Annotated in this window: 24 protein-coding genes and 2 pseudogenes; 19 read left to right on the forward strand and 7 right to left on the reverse strand. The window is 43.3% G+C overall.

Annotation, left to right across the window (positions count from 1 at the left end):
• Positions 1–161: transposase (locus tag LC605_RS14995; protein WP_229547958.1), on the forward strand; the 161-nt coding region annotated here is incomplete at its 5' end.
• A gap of 49 nt (positions 162–210) precedes the next feature.
• Here the strand turns inward: LC605_RS14995 and LC605_RS15000 are convergent.
• Together LC605_RS15000 and LC605_RS33290 are read right to left on the reverse strand one after the other, a co-directional pair.
• Positions 211–360 (reverse strand): hypothetical protein, encoded by a 150-nt coding sequence (locus LC605_RS15000; protein WP_229548326.1) that lies wholly within the window; start codon positions 358–360, stop codon positions 211–213.
• A 172-nt stretch (positions 361–532) separates the two neighbouring features.
• Positions 533–655 carry a hypothetical protein gene (locus LC605_RS33290; protein ID WP_306426865.1) on the reverse strand — a complete coding sequence of 41 codons (123 nt, stop codon included), beginning with the start codon at positions 653–655 and terminating at the stop codon, positions 533–535.
• 230 nt (positions 656–885) lie between these two features.
• On the opposite strand from LC605_RS33290, the gene LC605_RS15010 reads away from it, so the two are divergent.
• The 5 genes and pseudogenes from LC605_RS15010 (at position 886) to LC605_RS15025 (ending at position 2,863) form a co-directional block, all read left to right on the forward strand.
• Positions 886–1,092 carry a type II toxin-antitoxin system HicB family antitoxin gene (locus LC605_RS15010; protein WP_229548327.1) on the forward strand — a complete coding sequence of 69 codons (207 nt, stop codon included), beginning with the start codon at positions 886–888 and terminating at the stop codon, positions 1,090–1,092.
• Positions 1,089–1,310, forward strand: coding sequence for a type II toxin-antitoxin system HicA family toxin (locus tag LC605_RS15015; RefSeq protein WP_229548328.1), 222 nt, complete (start codon positions 1,089–1,091; stop codon positions 1,308–1,310). Before LC605_RS15010 ends, LC605_RS15015 begins: the two co-directional genes overlap by 4 nt.
• A 70-nt stretch (positions 1,311–1,380) precedes the next feature.
• Entirely contained in the window at positions 1,381–1,959 is a 579-nt protein-coding gene (locus tag LC605_RS15020) for a Uma2 family endonuclease (RefSeq protein WP_229548329.1), read from the forward strand.
• A 136-nt stretch (positions 1,960–2,095) separates the two neighbouring features.
• Positions 2,096–2,215, forward strand: a pseudogene (locus tag LC605_RS34170) (type II toxin-antitoxin system VapC family toxin); the annotation flags it as partial.
• 66 nt (positions 2,216–2,281) lie between these two features.
• On the forward strand, positions 2,282–2,863 hold the full coding sequence (locus LC605_RS15025; protein ID WP_229548330.1) for a Uma2 family endonuclease: 582 nt from the start codon (positions 2,282–2,284) through the stop codon (positions 2,861–2,863).
• A 315-nt stretch (positions 2,864–3,178) separates the two neighbouring features.
• On the opposite strand, the pseudogene LC605_RS15030 reads toward LC605_RS15025, so the two are convergent.
• Together LC605_RS15030 and trmB are read right to left on the reverse strand one after the other, a co-directional pair.
• Positions 3,179–3,821: pseudogene (locus LC605_RS15030) on the reverse strand (RNA-guided endonuclease InsQ/TnpB family protein); the annotation flags it as partial.
• A gap of 180 nt (positions 3,822–4,001) precedes the next feature.
• Positions 4,002–4,649 (reverse strand): tRNA (guanosine(46)-N7)-methyltransferase TrmB, encoded by a 648-nt coding sequence (gene trmB / locus LC605_RS15035; protein ID WP_229548331.1) that lies wholly within the window; start codon positions 4,647–4,649, stop codon positions 4,002–4,004.
• 273 nt (positions 4,650–4,922) lie between these two features.
• On the opposite strand from trmB, the gene LC605_RS15040 reads away from it, so the two are divergent.
• From LC605_RS15040 to LC605_RS15055, 4 genes are all read left to right on the forward strand, one after another.
• Positions 4,923–5,651, forward strand: a complete 729-nt coding sequence (locus LC605_RS15040; protein WP_229548332.1) for a MotA/TolQ/ExbB proton channel family protein — start codon at positions 4,923–4,925, stop codon at positions 5,649–5,651.
• A gap of 45 nt (positions 5,652–5,696) precedes the next feature.
• Positions 5,697–6,380, forward strand: coding sequence for a biopolymer transporter ExbD (locus tag LC605_RS15045; RefSeq protein ID WP_229548333.1), 684 nt, complete (start codon positions 5,697–5,699; stop codon positions 6,378–6,380).
• Between the two features lie 202 nt (positions 6,381–6,582).
• Positions 6,583–6,786 carry a hypothetical protein gene (locus LC605_RS15050; protein WP_229548334.1) on the forward strand — a complete coding sequence of 68 codons (204 nt, stop codon included), beginning with the start codon at positions 6,583–6,585 and terminating at the stop codon, positions 6,784–6,786.
• 467 nt (positions 6,787–7,253) lie between these two features.
• A complete protein-coding gene (locus tag LC605_RS15055) occupies positions 7,254–7,616 on the forward strand; it encodes a phage holin family protein (protein ID WP_229548335.1) in 363 nt (120 codons plus the stop codon).
• Positions 7,617–7,747: 131 nt separating this feature from the next.
• Here LC605_RS15055 and psb29 read toward each other — a convergent pair whose 3' ends face one another.
• Complete coding sequence (gene psb29, locus LC605_RS15060) at positions 7,748–8,455, reverse strand: photosystem II biogenesis protein Psp29 (protein ID WP_229548336.1); 708 nt, start codon at positions 8,453–8,455, stop codon at positions 7,748–7,750.
• 211 nt (positions 8,456–8,666) lie between these two features.
• Here psb29 and LC605_RS15065 point away from each other — a divergent pair, with 211 nt between their 5' ends.
• Positions 8,667–9,263: a chromophore lyase CpcT/CpeT gene (locus LC605_RS15065; protein WP_229548337.1), complete on the forward strand. Its 597-nt coding sequence runs from the start codon at positions 8,667–8,669 to the stop codon at positions 9,261–9,263.
• 665 nt (positions 9,264–9,928) lie between these two features.
• Here LC605_RS15065 and LC605_RS15070 read toward each other — a convergent pair.
• Together LC605_RS15070 and hemF are read right to left on the reverse strand one after the other, a co-directional pair.
• On the reverse strand, positions 9,929–10,297 hold the full coding sequence (locus LC605_RS15070) for an STAS domain-containing protein (protein ID WP_229548338.1): 369 nt from the start codon (positions 10,295–10,297) through the stop codon (positions 9,929–9,931).
• Between the two features lie 312 nt (positions 10,298–10,609).
• Complete coding sequence (gene hemF / locus LC605_RS15075) at positions 10,610–11,650, reverse strand: oxygen-dependent coproporphyrinogen oxidase (RefSeq protein WP_229548339.1); 1,041 nt, start codon at positions 11,648–11,650, stop codon at positions 10,610–10,612.
• 450 nt (positions 11,651–12,100) lie between these two features.
• On the opposite strand from hemF, the gene LC605_RS15080 reads away from it, so the two are divergent.
• From LC605_RS15080 to LC605_RS15115, 8 genes are all read left to right on the forward strand, one after another.
• The gene (locus LC605_RS15080) at positions 12,101–12,625 is read left to right on the forward strand and encodes an SRPBCC family protein (RefSeq protein WP_229548340.1); all 525 of its coding nucleotides are present in this window, start codon (positions 12,101–12,103) and stop codon (positions 12,623–12,625) included.
• A gap of 473 nt (positions 12,626–13,098) precedes the next feature.
• Positions 13,099–14,169, forward strand: coding sequence for an Mrp/NBP35 family ATP-binding protein (locus tag LC605_RS15085; protein ID WP_229548341.1), 1,071 nt, complete (start codon positions 13,099–13,101; stop codon positions 14,167–14,169).
• Positions 14,170–14,558: 389 nt separating this feature from the next.
• Positions 14,559–15,869 (forward strand): rod shape-determining protein RodA, encoded by a 1,311-nt coding sequence (gene rodA / locus LC605_RS15090; RefSeq protein WP_229548342.1) that lies wholly within the window; start codon positions 14,559–14,561, stop codon positions 15,867–15,869.
• A 159-nt stretch (positions 15,870–16,028) separates the two neighbouring features.
• Entirely contained in the window at positions 16,029–16,226 is a 198-nt protein-coding gene (locus tag LC605_RS15095; RefSeq protein WP_229548343.1) for an NAD(P)H dehydrogenase subunit NdhS, read from the forward strand.
• Between the two features lie 160 nt (positions 16,227–16,386).
• Positions 16,387–17,043, forward strand: a complete 657-nt coding sequence (locus tag LC605_RS15100; RefSeq protein ID WP_229548344.1) for an HAS-barrel domain-containing protein — start codon at positions 16,387–16,389, stop codon at positions 17,041–17,043.
• A gap of 275 nt (positions 17,044–17,318) precedes the next feature.
• On the forward strand, positions 17,319–19,457 hold the full coding sequence (locus LC605_RS15105; RefSeq protein ID WP_229548345.1) for a cation:proton antiporter: 2,139 nt from the start codon (positions 17,319–17,321) through the stop codon (positions 19,455–19,457).
• 771 nt (positions 19,458–20,228) lie between these two features.
• Positions 20,229–21,179: a UDP-glucuronic acid decarboxylase family protein gene (locus tag LC605_RS15110; protein WP_229548346.1), complete on the forward strand. Its 951-nt coding sequence runs from the start codon at positions 20,229–20,231 to the stop codon at positions 21,177–21,179.
• A gap of 146 nt (positions 21,180–21,325) precedes the next feature.
• Complete coding sequence (locus tag LC605_RS15115) at positions 21,326–22,717, forward strand: UDP-glucose/GDP-mannose dehydrogenase family protein (RefSeq protein ID WP_229548347.1); 1,392 nt, start codon at positions 21,326–21,328, stop codon at positions 22,715–22,717.
• Positions 22,718–22,931: the final 214 nt, after the last annotated feature.

The following is a 22,931-nucleotide window of genomic DNA, read 5'->3' on the forward strand; positions in this document are numbered from 1 at the left end:
TCAAAGCATTTAAGGGACGCTCATCTTATATGTTGCGTAAAGAGTTTCCACAATTATTGAAATTGCCTAGCCTATGGACTAATAGCTATTTTTACTCTACTGCTGGGCAGGTTTCAGCAGACGTAATTAAAAGGTATATTGAAGATCCTCATCACGGATAATATTCACGGCGAATTAATTCGCCGTTGGCACTTCCTCCACTGCCTTAAGTTAAGTGGCTTCCGTGCCGTTCGGCGAGTTTCTTGTGAGAACCGGAGGTGTTCTGCGGTGGCTGATCTCAATCGTTAGCTGACTTAGGTTATCTGTTGAGGTATGACCGGAAAGTTTCTGTGAGAAGCGATCGCCTAATTTGCTATACATCTGAAAAGCACATACCACTTATAACCAGCATAATCACTTACCAATATTGGCAGAATCAGGATGGTCTAACGGCATTTCAAGAGCGTGTTCGGATTGCGCTCAACTTGCCACCAAGAAGCGATAATGGATAAGATGCTATTTACGTTTTAAGAGTGTGGTAGCCATGACTGAGTTACTTGAGCGTGCGACGCCGAATAGCCCGTCGTAGACATCGCCCAACTGAAAACTCTCCCTGTTGCTGAACAGGATGCGATCGCCACTCGTCTTCTTGCCAAGATGGAGGATGAGCGGACATGGAAGGCTCAGTTTGAATCTACAACAGATGCTCAGTGGGATAGTCTAGCTGATATGGTACGGCAGGAAATTGCTGCTGCCGACATCACTCCTCTAGCTGAGGACGCAAAGGACACAAAGGAATAAGGTTTTAGAGAGTTAGTGCGTAAGTCCTAAGAATGTTAGGACGTTAGTGCTTGGTCAGGGTAGCAATAAAAACAGTTATACACATTTTGTATTATCCAGTAGAATATGAGACAGGTAATCGTGTACCGAGATGAAGATGGCTGCTGGGTTGTAGAGTGCCCAAGCCTAAAAGGTTGTCTTAGCCAGGGTAAGACTAAAGAAGAAGCCCTTTCTAATATCAAAGAGGCAATCTCAGGTTACATTGCCGCGTTAGAGGAGGATGGCTTGCCTGTTCCAGAAGATAACTTTGAAACGTTTCTGGTATTCGTGTGAGCAAATTACCGAGCATTTCTGGAAGAGATTGCGCCAAAGCTTTGGAAAACGTCGGTTTCTACGAAAAGCGTAGGGAAAGTAGCCATGTTATTCTACGACGAGATGAACCGTTTGCTCAAGTTGTTGTCCCAGATCATCAGGAATTAGCCAAGGGTACTTTGCGGGCAATAATTCGGGATGCTGATTTAAGTGTAGAGGAATTTATTGCATTGCTATAGGGCTGGACTGAGTGAAGCGATCGCATTAAAGATCTGCGAGATAAAATGTTAGGACGTTAACGTGAATCTTATGCCTACCAATATTCGCCTAATTAGTGTTAAAGAATATCACCAAATGGCGGAAACGGGAATTTTTCATCCTGAAGAACGCTTAGAATTAATCGCGGGACAAATCATCAAAATGTCAGCAAAAGGTACTGCTCACGAATCGGCAATTACCCGCACAGAAAGGTTATTACGTCAACGTTTGGGTGACAAAGTTTTGTTAAGAATCCAGTCACCAGTGCAAGTTGATGATTATTCGGAACCAGAACCAGATATTTCAGTGGCGAAGCTGAATCCATTAGATTATGAGGATCACCATCCCAATGCTTCTGAAGTGTTTTTACTGATTGAAATAGCTGATTCCAGTCTTAAATATGATCGAGAAGTAAAAGCGAACGCTTATGCTAAATCAGGCATTATTGAGTACTGGATTTTAGATGTCAATGGACGCAAGTTGTATATGTATCGTCTCCCCAGTCCAGACGGATATCAGAGTGAGAGCATACTTGCAGAAAATGTGACAATTTCCCCTTTAGCCTTCCCGGATTGTGCGATCGCTATTCGGGAGTTAAGTAGGTCGGCGCAATTAAAGCTAACTGGCTAAGGCTGTCATTTGTCACTTGTACTGAGCGAAGTCGAAGTATTTGTCCTTCGTCATTCACAAGGGTTTTAAGCCTATTTACGTTTCGTAACATATTTAGGTTTTTTCGCGCCAACTTACTTATTGCGAAAAGTCTAGGAGGCGATATGGTGATCCATTTGACCGGATGCTGATTGGACAGGCTATCAATCACTCCTTAATTATTATTAGCAGGGATAAAAAATTCGATGCTTATTCTGTTCAGAGAATGTGGGAATAGTCATACCAAAAGAAAGCACCCTTTTTTCGCTATCCTAGAAAAGTAAATCATTCCCCGATCACACCGATGGTTGCTTTACCCGATCGCATTTTGATGAGTGCAGAAGAATATCTAGTTTGGGAACCCACCCAAGAGGAACGTTACGAGTATTGGGATGGCGAAGTTGTGATGATGAGTGGTGCTACACGCAACCATAATCGGGTTTCTCTGAATTTCTCGAAGCTCTTAGATGATGCCCTAGCCGAGCGCTCCTGTGAAGTATACATTGTAGATGTGAAGGTGCAGGTAGAACCGGGGCGAAAGTATTTTTATCCAGATGTGGTGGTAACTTGCGATGAACGCGATATCGATCCACAATTGGTACAATTTCCTTGCTTAATTATCGAAGTACTATCACCTTCAACAGAAGCAGCTGATCGGGGGAAAAAGTTTGCCAAATATCGCCAATTTCTAACCTTGCAAGAATATGTATTAGTACAAGTAACTCAACCGAGTGTGGAAGTATTTCGGCGCAAGGATCAGGGAAAATGGGTGCTATCAGAGTATAGTTTGGGCGATATATTGCGGCTGGAATCGGTGGATGTGGAAATAGCGATCGCCCATTTGTACCGCCAAGTGCAATTTGAAAGCGAAACAACAGAAAATTGAATAGATTATCCGTGAGGATGGGTAGACGTTTGTCGTTAGATATCGCTCACTCATCATGGTTAAAAACCCTTGATTTTATATTAGTCCACGGAGGTGGACGAGAGTTTGTGTAAGTAGAGCGACGCAAATAAAGCTAACTGGCTAAGTACAGCTTTGCATAAGTTCGTAGCGAATTCTCTGCGAACCTACCCTACGGGAAGGCGAAGCGCCTATGCGCTTCCCTTTGCGCCCCTACCCTGCGGTTCGGCGAACGCGAGTGCGTCTCCAAGAGTTGCGCCTATGCGTTTAAATTTCAACCCTCAATTCGCCACGATTTTATGCTGCATCTGTACTAAGGCTGTAACTTGTACTGCCCTTAAGATTGTGATCCAGAGTTGATATTAGTGACATACTCCACACACTCCTATCGACGGTGAGTGTGGGCTTCTCAACGACTCCTCTATAAGGACATTAATTGAGCTTTGAGGGCGTGTGTCCCACGCGCCTTTATGTTAAGAGATGCGTTCAAATCACGGCACAAACTTGTAGAACATACAGGGCAATTGTGCATTCTTTGAGATAGCAGCTTTTTAACTTTGTACCCGCAATTAGAACATTCTTGGCTTGTACCGTTCGGATTTACAGCTATTACTTTTAAACCAGCGTTTTCGGCTTTGTTTGAAAGTATGGTTATAAACTGTCCCCATCCAGCAGACGCTCGAAGACTCGCTAACGCTGCGCTATCATTTACACTTTTAGCCAATCTTGTTTTAACCAGTCCTTTGATATTCAATTTTTCTACAGCTATGACATCATACTTATCAAGTAGTAATTTAGCTGTTTGGAAGTGAAAATCTTTTCTAGTATCAGCAACTTTTTTGTGTTGCTTACCCAATTTTTGAATAGCTTTTTTGCGCCGATTAGAACCTTTTTTACGCCTTGATACCCTTCGCTGTGCTGACTTGAGTTTGCGTTCCGCCAGGTGATTGATGAACTTATTGACTCGTTACCAAACACAGAAAATGGCGACTCCTCATCGACCCCTCGCCCTGTCAAACCTGCGGTTTGAATTAGTTAGGGGTTAATTCGTCGTCGCCCAAAAATTCATCCCACACTCCTAAGAGTGAGTGTGGGGCTTCTTTTCGTTTAAGCTAAATTTCTAGTCAGTGCTTCTTACTCTTTCAAACAAAGCTCGATAAACAGGTTCACCCTTTTTTTGCGTACCTATTTCTCGTTCTGTGGGGACTGGTAACGGGTTTTTCGCTAACCATTCTCCTGCACCAATTTTATCAAAAGCTGGATGAGCGGCAAAGCGATCGCGCATTTCCACAGCGACAAATTCCATATCTGATTGCAGAAATACAACGGAACCAACCGCCAGATAATTAGCTAAGTCTGCTACTAGTTCTGGTTGGACTACACGACGTTTAGCATGGCGGGTTTTAAACCAAGGATCGGGGAATTGAATTGTAACGCGTTGTAAACTTCCTGGAAGCAGGGAAGATAAAAGTGAGTGCAGTGAGTTATTCACATTGCAAAATAAGTAGTGTAGATTTGTTAAACCTAACTCAGAACGTAACTTATTCGCCTCTACCACCAACGGTTCTCGAATTTCTAAGCCCAGAAAATTCCAGTTGGGTTCTATCTTGGCTATATTCAACAGAAACAGTCCTTTAGCGCAGCCAATATCTAAATGTAGTGGTTGATTTGGCTTTGCATAAATTTTTTCCCAGTCAACGGGACTTGCTGGCGTTTGATACTTTTTACCAAGTGGATTAACGTGCTGGCGGACTCGGACTGCTGCCAAAATTTGCTCTCCTTTACGTGAAAATATCCTCTGGTGAAAGTCCAGCTTACAAGGAAGTCTAGCAAAAGTATGCTAAAAATTATCCATCTATCATTCAATTGCCTACCCAGCAGCAAGTTTGTACAGCAGTCTCAGTCAAATATGCCATGCTTGCAGTGTTTTTTTAGGTTTTCGAGAAATTTATTTTTTGGAAGTCCCTCATTTTGCATTAATCTCTAGAATTAAAATGCCCTAAGACATTTACTCTAGTCATGGAGGGAGGAAAATTAAACAGTGGATATTTTAGATTTATTTGATAAAGGCGGGCCAGCGATGTGGCCTCTGCTAGTTCTCTCAATTCTGTCTTTAAGTGTGATTTTCGAGCGTTTGTGGTTCTGGTTGCGAATGTTGACTCAGGAAAAGCAAATAGTCGATCGCATCCTCAATGCTGCCCAGGATAATTGGGAAGTAGCTGCGGACATGGCCAAACAAGCAAGCAATCAGCCTATCGGGCGTTTTCTCTACGCCCCTCTACGTTTAGCGAAAAGTGATGCGGAAACCTTTCGGCTAGCACTAGAGGCTACAGCAGAAGATGAATTAGCTGGGATGCGCCGAGGCGAAAAACTTTTAGAAGCCGTAATTGCCCTAGCGCCACTGCTGGGATTATTAGGCACAGTTTTAGGTCTAATCCAGTCTCTGCGCTCAATTCGGATTGGCGATTTGGGAACTGAATCTACGGCTGGGGTCACAACTGGTATTGGTGAGTCCTTAATTAGTACGGCGGCGGGGCTAATAGTTGCCATCATTAGTTTGGTATTTTACCGCCTATTTCAAAGTTTTGTAGTCAACCAAGTGAAAGTTTTTCAAAAAGCAGGGAATGAGATGGAATTACTCTACCGCCAGTCCCCGCATGATTTTAGTAATAGTACATCAGCAATTGTGCGGGAAAATTTCACTCCACCCCGCAAGCCAGGAAAGACTAGGTTTTCTGAACCTCCTGAACCCCCCAATACACCTAATTAATAGTCAATAATTCAACCCCCGAACTAGGCTTTAGAGAGTAAGACGATGAAAGTTAATCTACATACTCCAATTGAAGAAGTCCAAATTCAAATCATTCCTTTAATTGATGTTGTTTTTTGTATCCTGACGTTTTTTTTATTAGCGGCTTTACAATTCACCCGACAACAGGCAATAAATGTTGATTTGCCCAAAGCCAGCCCCAGTACAGTATCTGGAATAACGTCACAGAGAGGAAGTCTGATTGTGACTATCGATGCCGTTGGCAATACTTACATAGAAAAACAGCCTGTAAAACAACAGGATTTGGGACAGAGGTTAAAACAGTATCTCCAAGCCAACCCCAGTGCTGTTATTGTGCTGAATGCTTCGCGGACAGCAACTTACAATGATGTAATTGAGACATTAGATTTGCTACGGCAAGTAGGGGGCGATCGCGTTTCTTTAGGAATTATTCCTGGCCCATCTCGACCACCCGCAAACTCACTTAACGAGCCGGCTGTCCCTTCTTTCCCAATCAATCCTGGTGAACCACCACTTCCAGGCATCAATCCGGAAGGGAATCTTGCCCCTAAATTTCCCCTAGCGCCTAATTCTGCACCCTTGCCTACGGTAACTGGTCAACCTCCAACTAGCCAAGGCACCAGTCCTATCAATCCTGGTATTGCCAATCCACCAGCATCCCAAGCGCCTCTTGCACCCAAACAAACCCAACCTCCTCTTAAAAGATAAAAGATGACATAGGGGCATGAGGCACTTGTACTGCCCTTAAGAGCGGGACACACTCGCGTTCGACTACGCAGTTCGACCGCGGTTCCATCTCTTCTTAGGCTACGCCAACGAGGGGAGTCGAGATGCTCACCGTCAACTCAGGAACCCCAAACGCGAGTGCGTCTGGTAGAGTTGCCGTTGGCGAAGCCTCTCCAAGAGTTGTATGAGGCATGGATTATTCTCCTTGTCCCCCTCATCTCCCTCATCTCCCTCATCTCCCTCATCTCCCTCATCTCCCTCATCTCCCTCATCTCCCCCATCTCCCTCATCTCCCCCATCTCCCTCATCTCCCCATTCTTTTTCAAGCCTTTTCCCAAACCTAAAGATATCTAGAATAAATCTCGTCTACAGAAAAAAAATCTGCTAATTTACAAATAATTGGTTGAGCTTTAAAGATTTTTCCACACATAAGTAAGTCGGCGTTAAAAAATCAAGCTATGTGACAAGATGTAAAATCAGCGAATAGCTTATAAATTCGTCATTGCACAGTTTGTACAAAACTAAACATACGTTGGTTTTATCGTACCGACTTACTTAGACTGAGCAATTTATCGTCAATTGCCATTCACATTCAATACTGCGCAGGTTTTGGCAAAAAAATAAAAAATGTGTAGGTTGGGGAGCCACTGCGCCCTTGCGGTTAAGAGACTTGTTCGCGTAGCGTCTCCCCTTGGGAGAAGCACGTGGCGTTTGAGGAACGAAACCCAACCGAAGAGGGGGGTTTGTTGGGTAACGCTCCGCTCAACCCAACCTACAAATATTAAAAACCTACGCAGTATTGGTTGCCGAGGGAAGTCGAGGTACGAATTACAAATTAGTTTCAGGGGTTGTGGCATGAATATCGTGACGCTTTTAATTGTTTGGCTAGTAACAGCTATCAGCCTGTTGATAATTAGTAAATTGCCTCTGGGAGTTGAAATTGACACTCAGGGTAAAGCCTTCTTTTCTGCCGCAGTGCTTGGTATCGTGACGGCAATAGTCAGACCGATTTTAAGCCTCGTTTTTGCAGTACCAAATTTACTTACCTTGGACTTGTTATCCAGCATTTTCACATTTATGATTGCCGTGGTTTGTTTTAGTATTGCTGCTTGGTTAGTAGAGGGATTTCGCTTGCGTTACGGTATTTGGAGTGCTGTTGTTGGGGCATTTTCACTGACCATAATCAACAGCTTAATCTACAAATTATTGGGCGTCTAATACTGAGAGTTAGGAGTGAGAAGTTAGGAGTGAGAAGTTAGGAGTGAGAAGTTAGGAGTGAGAAGTGAAGAATTGTTAATAACTCCCAACTCCCAACTCCCAACTCCCAACTCCCAACTCCTAACTCCTAACTATTCGTTGGAACTTGGGGGAGCGACGGGGGTAACTGATTGCTGTTTACGTTGTTCGCGTTTTTTGCGATCGGCTGAGACCATATCTGCCATCACTAGTAGTGCTTGCGCCATCTTGTCTAGGTTAGAGCGGTATAGCTCCAAATCCTTGTTGAGTTTATCATCAGAAAGGTGCAAGCCAGCAGCGATCGCTTTCAGCGCCTCAGTGAGTTGCTTTTCATCTTTAACCAATTCGGGATCTGACAGTTCTAATAACGAAAATACACCAATTGCGAACAAGCGGTTGTATTTAAAGTTAGGATTGTTGGCGATCGCTTGCAGGTGTGCTTGCAAGTCAGCATCTCTATCTAAGTAAGTAGTTTGGCCCAGCCACGCAATTAAATCTTTAACTGGCAAACCTTTCGCTACAGTTTGCAATCTTTGCGCATTCTGTTGATAGTGTTGCGGATCTTGTTCTATAGCCTGACATAAGGCGTTAAAAATTGATTCTTGATCCCGTTCTGGTTGATAGCCTTGCATGAAGCGGTCAAAAGTAGTGACAACGCCCAAGGCATAAATTGGATTGTAGCTAAAATCGATATTTACTGACAGCAGATGCATTTCCACCATCAATTCTTCTACTACCCGACGATAAATAGTGTTGATCGGACGGGTGTGAAGATTGTAGAAAGTTCGCTTTGTATCAGAGACTGTACGGACGTTATTCACAAAGAAAAAGAAAATGTTAAGGGCGACGTATCTTTATTTTCTCGCTTAAAGGCTAGTTTGCCAAGTTGAGCTTTTAGCTAGTGACGGTTTCATTTACAATATATACAAATAAGAAGTACTTTATAAGCTGGTAGCCATAGAGCATAAGACTATTTCTTCTCAAAAAAGAGCCAAAAATTATTATCCTTAAAAAATTCCATTTATTGCATTTATGAAGTTTTCGCCACAGTTAATTGCTTTAGGTGAGTACCTAGCTGGTGAATTTGATAATCGTGAACAAGCCATAGCAGAACCAGTTTGGTATGTCCACCTTTGCCTGTGGCAAAGACCAGTTAATTTGTTCACAGAAGATAGCATCACCCTGTTTGCTGAACAAGCTAACGTTATTAACCTAGATAAACCTTACCGCCAGCGAATTATCCGGTTGCGTCAGGGAGACGACTCTGATGCATCTCTGAAAGTGCAATACTATATGCCTCAAGATCCAGGTGCATTAACAGGCGCAGGTGATAACCCTGCTCTATTAAACACACTGACACCCGAACAATTAGATTTACTACCAGGTTGTATCCTAACAGTTACTCAGGAAAAACTAGCCGGCGATCGCTATAAGTTTACCGCAACTCCACTACCAGAGAGTCGTTGTAGCTTTACTTATCTGGGCAATAGCGTGTATGTTTCCTTGGGTTTTGAAACTACAGCAGCAGAATTTCACAGCTATGACAAAGGAATTGATCCAGCAACTGGAAGAGCAACTTGGGGAGCGATTATGGGGCCTTATCGCTACACTAAGCGAAATCAGTATTGATTGACACGATTCTTGGTTCACCGAGTCCACTTAGTACAGATGCAGCATAAAATCGTGGCCAATTGAGGGTTGAAATTTAAACGCATAGGCGCAACTCTTGGAGACGCACTCGCGAACGCCTTCCCGCAGGGTAGGGTCGCAGAGAATTCGCTACGAATTAATGAAATGTTGTACTTAGCCTAGACTCCAAGCGTTACCTAAAGCAGAGGTGGTTCTCTCCCCTTCGCCCAGCGTCTCGAAGAGAAGCTTTGACTTCCGGTATGCCCTACCGTAGTTGCATTTTGGCAAAATTTGTTTGATTTACAGCGATTTTCAGGTAAATGAACCACAAATAGACCTCACTTCCATTCCTCACTTCCTTTAAGGAGAGAGGCTTTGATTTTCTCCCCTTCCCTGCAAGGGAAGGGGTTGGGGGTTAGGTCTCATAATTGTGGTCTAAATACATGAAAACTGCTGTAAATGCTGTTCGTCTAGCTCCCATGAAGATTTTACCTATTCCTGGAATGTTCTAGAACTGTGGAATAGAACCCGACATCTTCAAGTGAGGAGTTATCAATTAACTCCAAACTCCAAACTCCTAACTCCAAACTCCTAACTCCAAACTCCAAACTCCTAACTCCTAACTCCTAACTCCTAACTCCTAACTCCTAACTCCTAACTCTTTCTTAGCTGGCAATGCTACGAGGTACACCCTCTAAAGCTTCCTCTTCTGTTTCAAAGATTTCAAAAACAGTATCCATCATCGTCACTTCAAACACAAGTTTGGCTTCTGGGTGTACATTGCAGATGCGGAAACTGCCCTTGACTTTATCAGCATCACGCATCCCAGCTACCAAAGACGTGAGACCAGAACTATCAATAAAATTTACCTGAGCCAGATTTACAACTATATGATGACTGAGTTTGGAAATACACTCCTGTAACTTCAGGCGAAATTGCCAAGCAGTGGTAATATCTAGGCGACCTGCTGGTGTCAGGACAATAACGGTGTTTGCGTCTTGGGTTGTATAAGTTTTTTGATCTATATGAATCACTAAAGCCCTCCCCGTGAAATTCTTTTTAAGATTAACTAGTTACAGAATTTTCTAATGCTGCCACTTGAGATTAACAAGCTATAGCTAAAATTGTCACCTTTTTCTGCTAAGTGTTTAAATTTACTAGTTAAACTCAACAAAATGGTGGGGAGTGGGGAGTAGGAAAGATGAGGGGGATGAGGGAGATGAGGGGGATGAGGGAGATGAGGGAGATGAGGGAGTGGGGGAGTGGGGGAGTCAGTTTTTCCCCTCTGCCCCTTTGTCTCTTTTCAATGTCCAATGCCCAATGTCCCATGCCCAATTTTCAAGTCATTATTGTGGTATCCAGTTGATCCAATCTTGAGGCTTAAGGAAGGTTTCATACAACTCGGCTTCGGGGGAATTTGGTTCCGGTTGATAGCCGTATTCCCACCGCACTAAGGGTGGTAGGGACATGAGAATTGATTCGGTACGTCCGTTGGTTTGCAGACCAAAAATGGTGCCTCGGTCATAAACTAAGTTAAATTCTACATACCGTCCCCGGCGGTAGAGTTGAAAATTCCGTTGGCGATCGCCATACTCTATCCCATGTCGCCGTTCTACAATTGGTACATAGGCTGGTAAAAATGCCCTACCACAGTCTTGCACAAAGGCAAATAAATCTTCCCAATTGCGGCTTGCTGGTGTTCCCACGTGGTTGCTATAAACAGCCGCTTCCCCATTGGGATTTGGCCCGCGATATAAAGCACCTTGACCATCTTGGTAATCAAAAAACAGACCGCCTACACCCCGTGTTTCATCACGATGCTTGAGGTAGAAATATTCATCACACCACCGCTTAAACACTGGGTAATACTCTGGGTGGTGTTGGTCACAAGCCTGTTTTAATGTTTTGTGTAAATGTGCCGCATCTTCAGCAAAGGGATAATAAGGTGTCAAGTCAAGACCGCCACCAAACCACCACACTGGCCCCGCTTCAAAGTAGCGATAATTGAGATGAACTGTTGGCACGTAAGGATTGTGAGGGTGTAATACCATTGAAGTGCCTGTGGCATAAAAGCCATGCCCTGTGGCTTCAGGACGTTGAGCTAAAATTGAGGGTGGCAAATGGGAACCCCAAACTTCAGAAAAATTTACACCAGCTTGTTCAAATATTGCACCATCTCGTAGCACACGCGATCGCCCTCCACCCCCTTCTGGGCGTTCCCAACTATCTTCATTAAACTTAGCTACACCATCTAGTTTTGCCAATGATTCGGTAATTTCGTCTTGCAGTTGTTTCATAAACTGACTGACTCTAGCCTGGGCGTCAGATCCTGGCAAAGACTTGGATGATTCTGCTGCTACAGTTGGTGTTTGCGAGTTGGTCAACATAGATTCCCGAACCTAAATTACAATTTCCAGAAAGCCACAAATTTCTCATCTTCAAATTTGGGGAAAACACGCGCTAACAATCAAGCTCTATTTGCCCAACCCGCTTTTTTCTTACTGGTTAAGCATTTTTACGATTGATGAGCATCACTAGAGTTATTTTCCCTCAAATGCGTATAGGCTTGTATATTGACTGAGTTTTTTTTTGAAGTTCTTCATAGGAATATTCTCGTCTAAATACTAGACTTTAGTCGTAACCTAGAAGTATCAAGGGTTTGACTGAACTGCTCAAAACTTCTTTGCCATACTATGTATCTTGGCTGTTGGCGTCTGCGCCGAATCGAGGCTTGCTATGTTTAGGGCATTTTTGAGAAAGTTTTAATTTAAGTAGTGAGCGTAGTTGCCCACAATACCAGAGTTACCAGAAAGTGTCTAGCGAGGAGGATTAGGAAAATGCAAGGTTGGTTATCCAAATTCATCCACCGCAAACGTCGTCGGTTTTGCGCTTCTCTGGTATGGACGTATCGAGAAATTAGTTCTGCTTCTGTAGATGAACTGTGGCAAAAAGTCGTTGATTTAACAGATGTTTCTTGGCATCCACTACTTAAGAGTACTAATGTCCCCTACGGATTAGTACCCAAACCAGGATTAATTTTTCAAGCTGCAACACGCTTTTCACCGATTCCCATCAAAATTTTTGTGGAACGCGTTAATCCTAGAGAGATGCTGAGTATCCGAGTACTGGCAATTCCTGGAATAGAGGAACGGGTGACTTATCAAGTAGAGTCAACGGTTTGTGGTACTTGTCTGTCTTATTCTGTAAGGCTACGAGGTTGGTTATCGCCCTTGATTTGGTCTTTATCCCGTCCTTATGCAAACCGCGTTGCACGGTCTTTAGTCGAGGCAGTAGAAAAGACGGCATTACCAACGGTATCTGGTAAGAAAAAAACTCTTAATGACAGTTGTTTTGATTTTTAGGTAAGGGTGAGGCCTTAACCAGTTGGCTTTAATTGTGCCGACCTACTTATAACAAGCTTTTTAACCTTGCTTTGTAGCTAAACTCTGCTAACTAAGTAAGTCGGTAAGAATAAACCAAACTATATTACAAAACGTAAATACACCTTAAACCCTTATAAATGACAAATAACAAATGACAAATGACAAAGGACAAACGACAAAGGACAAATAACAAATAACAAATAACAAAGGACAAATGACAAATGACAAATGACAAATGACACTCTTAGCCAGTTAGCTGTATTTGCGTCGCTCTATTTAGAACAGATGTTCGCTTTCAGCAAGACTCAAAACTTAGGCTGAAACCCTTATTATTTCGTTGAATTACAAAAGTTTTCGATTTACTGAACTTAGCTGACCTTACTTAAAAAAGCATCCAGTTAATAGCTAAGATGTTCCCCACAAGTGTATTTATTCATTCATTTTGAATTTTTATGTACGATGTCCTCGATTCTCGCTCTGTCTTAGAAGTTTTGCGACCAGTGGAAGACCCAGAACTCCGCAAAAGTCTGGTAGAACTGAATATGATTCGCAACGTCAAAATTGACGGTGGTAAGGTTAGTTTCACTTTAGTGTTAACTACTCCTGCCTGTCCTTTACGTGAATTTATTGTCGAAGACTGTCAGAAAGCTGTCAAAAAACTCCCAGGCGTTACAGATGTCAGCATAGAAGTGACGGCAGAAACACCTCAACAAAAAAGTTTACCTGACCGGACGGGCATTTCTGGGGTGAAAAATATCGTTGCTGTTTCCAGTGGCAAAGGTGGCGTTGGTAAAAGTACAGTGGCAGTGAATGTAGCAGTGGCTCTAGCTCAAACTGGGGCGAAAGTCGGCTTGCTAGATGCTGATATTTATGGCCCCAATGACCCCACCATGCTGGGTCTGGCTGATGCCCAAATTGTAGTGCGTTCTACTGAAACAGGTGACATCCTGGAACCTGCTTTTAATCACGGCGTCAAATTAGTTTCAATGGGCTTTTTGATTGACCGAGATCAACCAGTAATTTGGCGGGGGCCTATGCTCAATGGTGTAATTCGCCAGTTTCTCTATCAAGTTGAATGGGGAAATCTGGACTATTTGATTGTAGATATGCCACCGGGAACCGGAGATGCTCAGTTAACTTTAACCCAAGCAGTGCCTATGGCTGGGGCAGTAATTGTCACCACACCGCAAACTGTAGCTCTCTTAGATTCTCGCAAGGGATTGCGGATGTTTCAGCAGATGAATATTCCGGTATTGGGGATCGTGGAAAATATGAGCTATTTTATACCGCCCGATCAACCAGATAAACAGTATGACATATTTGGTTCCGGTGGTGGTTCCAAAACAGCTGCCGAATTGGGAGTACCACTGTTGGGGTGCGTACCGCTAGAGATTTCCACGCGAGTTGGTGGTGACAGTGGTGTGCCAATAGTTGTTGGCGATCCAGATTCAGCTTCGGCAAAAGCATTAACAGCGATCGCTCTTGCCATTGCTGGTAAAGTATCAGTTGCTGCTTTGACATAATAAATTGGGGCATGGGGCATGAGAGAGCATGGACACCAGGGGAAGAAGAACTATTGATTATTGCCCAATGCCCAATACCCAACACTTAAAATAATTCGTAAGTAGGTTGGCGCAATTAAAGTTAACTGGCTAAGGCTGTCACTTGTACTGAGCGAAGTCGAAGTATTTGTCCTTTGTCATTGGTCATTAGTAAAGGTTTTAAGCTTATTTACGTTTCGTAACATACTTAACTGTTTTCGCACCAACGTACTTAATTCGTAATTCGTAATTCGTAATTCGTAATTACGTTTTGTGGCGGGGATTTAGATTTAGGCGTTCAATTCGCGCTGCTTGATAGAAGCAGGGGAATTAAATCCCTAAACTTTGTTAAAAAAGTCTAAACTGACACAATGTTGTTAAAACCATCGCTCCCAAAAATTCGCTGCAAGTCTTGGGTTAAGCCCTGGCAATATGTAGATTGGCTACTATTTTTTTTGCCCATTGCTGTCAGTATATTTGGTGGCATCATGATTCTCAGCACGGAGATGAAGCAGCCAGTAACTGACTGGTGGTGGCACTGGTTGGTAGCGGGTATCGGCGTGTTTATAGCCCTGTTTTTAGCTCGCACCCGTTACGAACTCTTGATGCAGTGGCACTGGATAATATACGCACTGACGAACTTTAGTTTAGTGGCTGTGATGATTGCTGGTACTAGTGCTAAAGGGGCACAACGCTGGATTAGTATCGCTGGCTTTAACGTGCAACCCTCAGAGTTTGCGAAAGTCGGCATGATCATTACCTTAGCAGCTTTGTTACAGAGACGCACGGCTTCTAGCATCGAAGGTGTTTTCCAGGTTCTGGCAATCACCGCTATACCTTGGGGATTGGTATTTTTACAGCCAGATTTAGCAACATCACTGGTATTCGGTGCGATCGTTTTAGGAATGTTGTACTGGGCAAATGCTAACCCAGGCTGGTTAATTTTGATGATTTCTCCTGTGGTTGCCGCCATTTTGTTTAGTATATCTTGGCCATTAGCACAGCCGATAGTTTTATTCAAAGAACTATCTTTTGGGCCATTAGGGCTAATTTGGTCAGCTGCGATGGCTATTGTGGGCTGGCAAACTCTTCCCGCGCGGCGATTTGGTTTTGGTGCTATCAGTGCGTGGAGTCTCAATATACTGGGTGGCGAATTAGGAGTCTTTGCCTGGAACCATATTTTGAAAGAGTATCAAAAAGATCGGCTAACTGTATTTATAGATCCCGATCACGATCCACTGGGCGCTGGCTATCACCTAATTCAATCTCGTATTGCTATTGGTGCTGGTGAAATTTGGGGATGGGGTCTGTTCAAGGGGCCAATGACGCAACTGAATTTTGTGCCTGAACAGCATACAGACTTTATTTTCTCCGCAGTGGGAGAAGAATTTGGTTTTGTTGGTTGTTTGACAGTGTTATTTGTTTTCTGCCTAATTTGCTTTCGTCTACTGCATATTGCCCAAACCGCCAAAGATAACTTTGGTTCCTTGTTGGCTATTGGCGTTTTGTCGATGATCATGTTTCAGGTGATTGTGAACGTTGGGATGACCGTAGGTTTAGCACCTGTGGCAGGAATTCCCCTTCCTTGGATGAGTTATGGGCGTTCTGCTATGCTGACCAACTTCATTTCCTTGGGAATAGTAGAATCGGTAGCAAATTTTCGACGAAGACAGAAGTATTAGTCATTGGTCATTGGTCATTGGTCATTTGTCAATAGTTATTAGACCTGTTGCATAAATCAAACAATTTGAACCCCACCCCGCCAAAGCTACGCTTTGTCAATGCTCAATGCTCAATAAGAAGTATTAAGCTATTAGAAGGAAACAAACGAGGCTAAAAACATGATTCTGCCTGGAGCAACTATTCGCGTCAAGAATCCCGCAGATACCTATTATCGCTACGAAGGACTCGTACAACGGGTGAGTGATGGCAAAGTAGCCGTATTATTTGAAGGTGGTAACTGGGATAAATTAGTTACCTTCCGTCTGAGGGAATTGGAACTCGTAGAGACCACAGCCGCACCTAAAAAAGCCAAATAAGATTAGTCATTAGTCATTAGTCTTTTGTCATTTGTCTTTTGTCATTTGGCAAAAACTAATGACCAATGACCAATGACCAATGACTAAATTACCGTGCGCTGTCTTTTGTCATTTGGCAAAAACTAATGACTAATGACCAATGACTAATGACTAAATTACCATGCGCCTCCCCTTACCACAGTTTGCCACTGGCGATCGCCACCCCAACCACATTGCTGAGGTTATAGAAACTACTAGTACTGAATTTTTAGCTCAGTGTTTGGAACCGGAAGATTTGAGCTTTCCCTCGATGCCACCCTTTGGTAGTTGGGTTTCTTCTCTAGATGAAGAATCTGGCAATCAGATTTATGGTGTGGTATACTATGCTACTACTATGCCTATAGATTCCGTACACCGGGCTAGAGCTTTGGGGTTGTCCTTGCAAGATTTACGAGAAGAACAACCCCAAATATTTGCCATGCTGAGAACAGAATTCCGGGCTGCAATCATGGGATTTGAACTATCTTCGCAAAATCAAAGTTATAACCGAAGAGTATATCAGTATCTTCCACCCCGTCCCCCACAAATTCATCAAGCTGTTTATCGATGTGAACCAGAAGCTATCATTAAATTTACTGAAGAACTAGATTTTTTACGGGGACTGCTTTGTATCAATGGTGCGCCAGTAGAGTCTTTGACCGCAGCTGCCATTCGATCTGTATACCAGTTACGCAAAGCTGACCGAGAATGGCTAATTAAAGCTGGACGTAGCTTGAGTGTACTACTTAAAGATGACTACGATCGCTTGCGGTTCATTTTAAGTCAAATTCATCCGTAGGTAGTTAGTTTTGAGACAATTACCTAGTTAGTGTAAGTACGTTGTTGCGAAAAAAGTTAAGTATGTTACGAAACGTAAATAAGCTTAAAACCTTTACTAATGACCAATGACAAAGGACAAATGACAGCCTTAGCCAGTTAACTTTAATTGCGCCAACCTACTTAAGTGTAAGATTTTTGGTTTTTCCTCAGGTGGCTTCTCCATTTATTTATATCGATCAGGCGATCGCCCCCAAGGTAATCGCCATTTTACCATAGCCCCTTCAATTCCTACCTATGGAACTCATATCACAAGTTCTTGTTCTGGAACCAACTTCCCAAGTTCTTGGCAAGGAACCAATTGTTCCCTTTGCTATTTTGCTGCTGGTCATCTTAGTTATACCGATCATGTTTGAACGGCTAAGATTACCAGGATTAGTGGGTTTGGTTTTCTCAGGGCTAGTACTTGGGCCTTCAGGCTGGAATCTATTTCAGTCCGACTCGCCGGTGATTAACTTGCTGTCAGACATTGGGTTAATTTACTTATTGTTTGTCGCAGGGCTAGAAGTTGATCTAGAACAGTTTCGCCTGAGAAAAAGTCGTGCCTTTGGGTTTGCTAGCTTGACTTTCACTATACCCCTGCTGATGGGAACCTTAGTAGGGCTGATTTTAGGTTATGGCTGGGATACATCAATATTAATTGGCTCTTTATTCGCTTCCTATACCCTTTTGGCATATCCCATAATCAGCCGTTTGGGAGTGGTAAACAACGAAGCTGTTAGGGTGACTCTGGGGGCGACAATTTTTACAGATGTTGGCGCAGTACTGATATTAGCTATTTGTGTAGCTGTCGCTCATGCTGGGGCATTCAGTTTTGCGAAACTACTCACCTTGTCGGGTTGGTTAATTATTTACTCTGTTGCTGTTGTCACAGGCTTTGATTGGGCGGGGAAAGAATTTTTCAAGCGGTCTGGAGACGACGAAGGAAACAAGTTTTTGTTTGTGTTGCTTTCTGTGTTTCTGGCGGCTGTGGGCGCTCAATTAATTGGGATAGAAAGAATTGTCGGTGCCTTTTTAGCGGGTTTGGCTGTAAATGAAGCTGTGGGTGAAGGGCCAGTCAAAGAAAAGGTGGTATTTATTGGCAGTGTGCTGTTCATTCCCATTTTCTTTGTTGACCTTGGCTTAGTGATCAATTTACCCGCTTTTGTCAACAATCTGGATACGCTCAAGTTAACTCTGTTGATGTTAGTTGGTTTGATTGTCACTAAATTGATGGCAGCTTTCTTGGCAAAATTAGTTTACCGCTATAAATGGCAAGAAATGCTAACGATGTGGTCGCTGTCACTTCCCCAGGTTGGTACAACCTTAGCAACAACTTTAGTGGGATATCGGGCTGGGTTGCTACCACTAGAAGTATTACACAGCGTCATTGTTTTAATGCTTGTCACATCAACCTTGGGGCCGTTGATAACCAGTAGAATAGCTGTTGGTTTGAATTCCTCACCAGTCGAAGATCCAACACTACCTCTACCTGACCAGAATGCCGCAGAAACAGACAGTGCTTTTACTGTAGTTGTACCTGTATATAATCCTCAGACTCAGCAGTATTTGATTGAGATGGCGGCGCTATTAGCGCGTCAGTCTCAGGGGAAAATTATACCACTGGCGATCGCTCCTGCTGCGGCTCACATGGATGCACCGCAATTAGAAGCCTCTCTACAACGAAGTGAGCGGTTATTGACAAAAGCCACAGCACAAAGTCAATTATTGGGCGTACCCGCAGAATCAGTGCTGCGAATTGATGATGCCTTTGCTCAAGGAATTAGCAGAGCTGCTCGTGAACAAAAGGCTAGTTTAATTGTTATGGGTTGGGGTAAACGAACTGGATTACGAGCGCGTTTATTTGGAAATGTAATTGATGGCATACTTTGGGCATCCCATTGTCCAGTAGCTGTGACACGTTTAGTAGAATCACCGAAAAAAATTCAGCGCATTTTAGTACCAGTAGAAAACTTAACAGCGCCGACATTACAGCCTGTGCAATTTGCCCAGATTCTAGCAGAGGCAAATCAGAGCCACATTACTGTGCTGAATGTGTGCGATCGCCGCACTAGTTCGAGTAAAATTGCTTGGAGGCGATCGCATCTCTCCCTAATGGTGTCTAAATTGGTTTTGGCTAATACCCCAGAAGTTCAAATTATCGCTCATGAAAATGTTGCCCAAGCAATTTTGCAAGCAGCACGATTATATGATCTAGTCGTCTTACCTTTTACACGTAATCGTACCAGTCCTGGAGGATTAGCTATTAGCGATGTTACAACCCAGTTAACCAGACAACTTACCTGCTCCATAGTCATGCTTGGAGAACCCCAACGCACCCAAACCACAAATGTAGTGATGTCTCACACAATTAGCAGCATTACATCTGCTGTGTGATAAGCTAAAAAATATCTAGTTTGCATAATCGAATTAAATTAGGACTTACGCAACTGGCATATTATTTGGAGTTTGTAGTGAACGCGAGTGCGTCTCGTTGGCGTGGTCACTGAGCGTAGTCGTTGGCGCAGCCTAAGAAGAGAAGAGAGGACTAAAGTCCTCTTTCATCAGGGCTGTTCGCGGAGCTTTCCCGTAGGGTAGCCCTGACTACAAACTAAAAGCTTTTATTTTTTGTAACACTTGCGTAAGTCCTATAAATATAACTCTTGTGGGGTGGAACGAAAAGCCCGCCCAGTATTGCGCCGACGTACTTAAGTAAGTCGGTGAAAATAAATCAAACTATGTGACGAAACGTAAATAAACTTGAAACCCTTACCAATGACGAATGACTAAGGACAAATGACAGCCATAACCAGTTATCTTTAATCGCGCCGATCTACTTACATCTGGATGTTCCTACTCCCTGTTACTTAGCATCCAACTGAGAACAGTAGCAAGGGTAAAAACACTTTATATTGATGAAGATTTGATAAACTTTAGCTAAAACACGGACAATTTTGAAAGAATTTTTGTTATTTTGCTAGTTAAATTCTTAAGAAAGCAGGTAAAAACATCATAAAGCTACATCTGTAGAAAAATAAGTTAAGTTCAACAAAACTTTTTGATTCATCCCTGTTCTTTTTTTTCCTTTTGTATTTTTGTCCCCAAGCTGGGTAATCTAAAAGTAAGTTCAATAGCTACTGAAAATATTTGTAACTAACTGGGAAACCTATGAGAATTTTGGTGACGGGCGGTGCTGGGTTTATTGGTTCCCATCTCATCGACCGACTAATGGCTGCTGGGCATGAATTAATATGCTTAGATAATTTTTACACTGGCCACAAAAGGAACATCCTTAAATGGTTAGGTCATCCATACTTTGAACTGATCCGCCACGATATTACTGAACCAATTCGGTTAGAAGTGGATCAAATTTATCATTTAGCTTGTCCTGCTTCACCAGTACATTATCAGTACAACCCAGTTAAAACGGTTAAAACTAACGTGATGGGAACACTGAATATGTTGGGGCTAGCTAAACGTGTGAAAGCTAGGTTTTTCTTAGCTTCAACTAGTGAAGTATACGGTGATCCCGAAATTCATCCCCAAACTGAAGAGTATAGAGGTAGCGTCAATCCCATTGGGATACGTTCATGCTACGACGAAGGTAAAAGAATTGCTGAGACTCTAGCATTTGATTACTACAGGCAAAATAAAGTTGATATTAGAGTTGCTCGGATCTTCAACACCTACGGGCCGAGAATGTTAGAAAACGATGGCCGGGTGGTGAGCAACTTTATAGTTCAAGCCTTGCAGGATAATCCTTTAACTGTGTACGGTGATGGTTCACAAACTCGTAGTTTCTGCTACGTTTCCGATTTAGTGGAAGGATTCATCCGCCTAATGAATGGCGACTACATTGGCCCGGTAAACCTAGGCAATCCTGGTGAATACACGATTTTACAATTGGCACAAGCCGTGCAGAATATGATCAACCCGGACGCGCAAATTAAGTTCGAGCCACTACCTTCAGACGACCCCCGGCGTCGCCAGCCTGATATCACCAAGGCAAAAACTTGGTTAAACTGGGAACCTACCATTGCTCTGCAAGAGGGGTTAAAACTCACAATAGAAGATTTTCGCGATCGCATTCACGGCGATGTCAATAATTCAACCACCTGAGTGGCCCATAGAGTCGCTCTCTCTTTTCATGGAGGCTTGCTCTCCATAACTAATATGCTTAGTGGTCGAGTTTCTTGGCAGTGTATAAGTATCATAATTGAGAACTTGTTTTTGAAGACTAACCCAAAAAAGTGAGGAGTTAAAAAATGCGTGTTTGCGTGATTGGTACTGGTTACGTTGGTTTAGTTACAGGTGCTTGCTTGGCTCATATTGGCCACGATGTAATTTGCATAGACAATAACGAAGAAAAAGTTAAGTTAATGAAGTCTGGACAGTCCCCAATTTTTGAGCCGGGACTCTCAGAAATTATGCACTCTGCCATTCAAGCCCAGAAAATTGAGTTCAGCACTGATCTCGCCGCCGGAGTCGCCCACGGGGAAATTCTGTTTATTGCTGTGGGAACACCACCTTTACCCACTGGTGAAAGTGATACCCGTTACGTCGAAGCTGTAGCCCGTGGTATTGGGGAAAATCTCAACGGTGGTTATAAGGTCATAGTCAATAAATCTACAGTACCCATTGGCTCAGGTGACTGGGTGCGGATGCTTGTTCTCGATGGGATTGCTGAACGGCAGAAAACACTAGTAACCGCAGGTGGAGTATCGTCTGATGATAAATTACCTGAGATTGTAACCGAGTTTGATGTGGTGAGCAATCCAGAGTTTTTGCGCGAAGGTTCGGCAGTTCATGACACCTTCAACCCCGATCGCATTGTACTAGGAGGCAATAGTCAAAGGGCAGTAGCCTTAATGGAACAACTTTATGCCCCAATTGTGCAACGCAAGTACGCAGATGATCAATCTTTACCCGATGTGCCTATTTTGGCAACAGACTTGAGTTCAGCGGAGATGATTAAATACGCCGCTAATGCCTTTTTAGCCACTAAAATTAGTTTTATTAACGAAGTCGCCAATATTTGCGATCGCGTCGGTGCTGATGTCACCCAAGTAGCTAAAGGTATCGGTCTCGACTCCCGCATTGGTAAGAAATTTTTACAAGCTGGTATTGGTTGGGGTGGTTCCTGCTTTCCCAAAGATGTCTCGGCTCTGATTCACACTGCTGATGATTATGGCTATGAAGCCCAGCTAATGAAAGCTGCTGTAAGTGTCAACGAACGTCAGAGATTGATTGCTTTAGAAAAACTCCAACAAGTTCTGAAAATTCTCAAAGGCAAAACAGTTGGATTACTTGGACTGACTTTCAAGCCAGATACCGACGACTTGCGCGACGCTCCAGCACTCATCCTAATCGAGCAGCTAAACAGACTGGGAGCCAAAGTCAAAGCCTACGACCCCATTATTTCCCAAACAGGTATGCGTCATGGGCTTTCTGGCGTGCTAGTAGAAACCGATGCCGAAAGACTAGCTGACGGCTGCGATGCTTTAGTACTCGTCACCGAATGGCAGCAGTTCAGCACTCTCGACTACGTGAAGATGGCAAAATTGATGGCTCACCCCGTTATCATCGACGGTCGTAACTTCCTCGACCCCGAAGCAATGATCCGGGCTGGATTTCAATATGTAGGCGTGGGACGGTAGGGAGTTTGGAGTTTGGAGTTTGGAGTTTGGAGTTTGGAGTGATAAATAAAAATTAACCACCCGGAACTGAAGTTCCCAGATCATAGCTAAAGTCCGTTAAAACGGGCTATAACCTTTTCTCAGTACTCTTTAGACTACTTTCGCTATTAGACTCAGAATTCATTCTGAGGCGGGCTAGGTTTATTCTTGCCGACTTACTTGTCACTAACCGAAC

The sequence above is a fragment of the Nostoc sp. CHAB 5836 genome (assembly GCF_020829445.1).
Classification (GTDB): domain Bacteria; phylum Cyanobacteriota; class Cyanobacteriia; order Cyanobacteriales; family Nostocaceae; genus Nostoc.

Excerpts from the sequence above, each read along its gene's own strand:
- LC605_RS15010 (WP_229548327.1), top strand. The coding sequence starts at position 886 with ATGAGACAGGTAATCGTGTACCGAGATGAAGATGGCTGCTGGGTTGTA.
- LC605_RS15000 (WP_229548326.1), bottom strand. The coding sequence starts at position 360 with ATGTATAGCAAATTAGGCGATCGCTTCTCACAGAAACTTTCCGGTCAT.
- LC605_RS15065 (WP_229548337.1), top strand. The coding sequence starts at position 8,667 with ATGAAGTTTTCGCCACAGTTAATTGCTTTAGGTGAGTACCTAGCTGGT.
- LC605_RS15055 (WP_229548335.1), top strand. The coding sequence starts at position 7,254 with ATGAATATCGTGACGCTTTTAATTGTTTGGCTAGTAACAGCTATCAGC.
- LC605_RS15080 (WP_229548340.1), top strand. The coding sequence starts at position 12,101 with ATGCAAGGTTGGTTATCCAAATTCATCCACCGCAAACGTCGTCGGTTT.
- LC605_RS15095 (WP_229548343.1), top strand. The coding sequence starts at position 16,029 with ATGATTCTGCCTGGAGCAACTATTCGCGTCAAGAATCCCGCAGATACC.
- LC605_RS15045 (WP_229548333.1), top strand. The coding sequence starts at position 5,697 with ATGAAAGTTAATCTACATACTCCAATTGAAGAAGTCCAAATTCAAATC.
- LC605_RS15105 (WP_229548345.1), top strand. The coding sequence starts at position 17,319 with ATGGAACTCATATCACAAGTTCTTGTTCTGGAACCAACTTCCCAAGTT.
- LC605_RS15110 (WP_229548346.1), top strand. The coding sequence starts at position 20,229 with ATGAGAATTTTGGTGACGGGCGGTGCTGGGTTTATTGGTTCCCATCTC.
- LC605_RS15085 (WP_229548341.1), top strand. The coding sequence starts at position 13,099 with ATGTACGATGTCCTCGATTCTCGCTCTGTCTTAGAAGTTTTGCGACCA.
- LC605_RS33290 (WP_306426865.1), bottom strand. The coding sequence starts at position 655 with ATGTCCGCTCATCCTCCATCTTGGCAAGAAGACGAGTGGCGATCGCAT.
- LC605_RS15050 (WP_229548334.1), top strand. The coding sequence starts at position 6,583 with ATGAGGCATGGATTATTCTCCTTGTCCCCCTCATCTCCCTCATCTCCC.
- LC605_RS15020 (WP_229548329.1), top strand. The coding sequence starts at position 1,381 with ATGCCTACCAATATTCGCCTAATTAGTGTTAAAGAATATCACCAAATG.
- rodA (WP_229548342.1), top strand. The coding sequence starts at position 14,559 with ATGTTGTTAAAACCATCGCTCCCAAAAATTCGCTGCAAGTCTTGGGTT.
- LC605_RS15025 (WP_229548330.1), top strand. The coding sequence starts at position 2,282 with ATGGTTGCTTTACCCGATCGCATTTTGATGAGTGCAGAAGAATATCTA.
- LC605_RS15100 (WP_229548344.1), top strand. The coding sequence starts at position 16,387 with ATGCGCCTCCCCTTACCACAGTTTGCCACTGGCGATCGCCACCCCAAC.
- hemF (WP_229548339.1), bottom strand. The coding sequence starts at position 11,650 with ATGTTGACCAACTCGCAAACACCAACTGTAGCAGCAGAATCATCCAAG.
- LC605_RS15115 (WP_229548347.1), top strand. The coding sequence starts at position 21,326 with ATGCGTGTTTGCGTGATTGGTACTGGTTACGTTGGTTTAGTTACAGGT.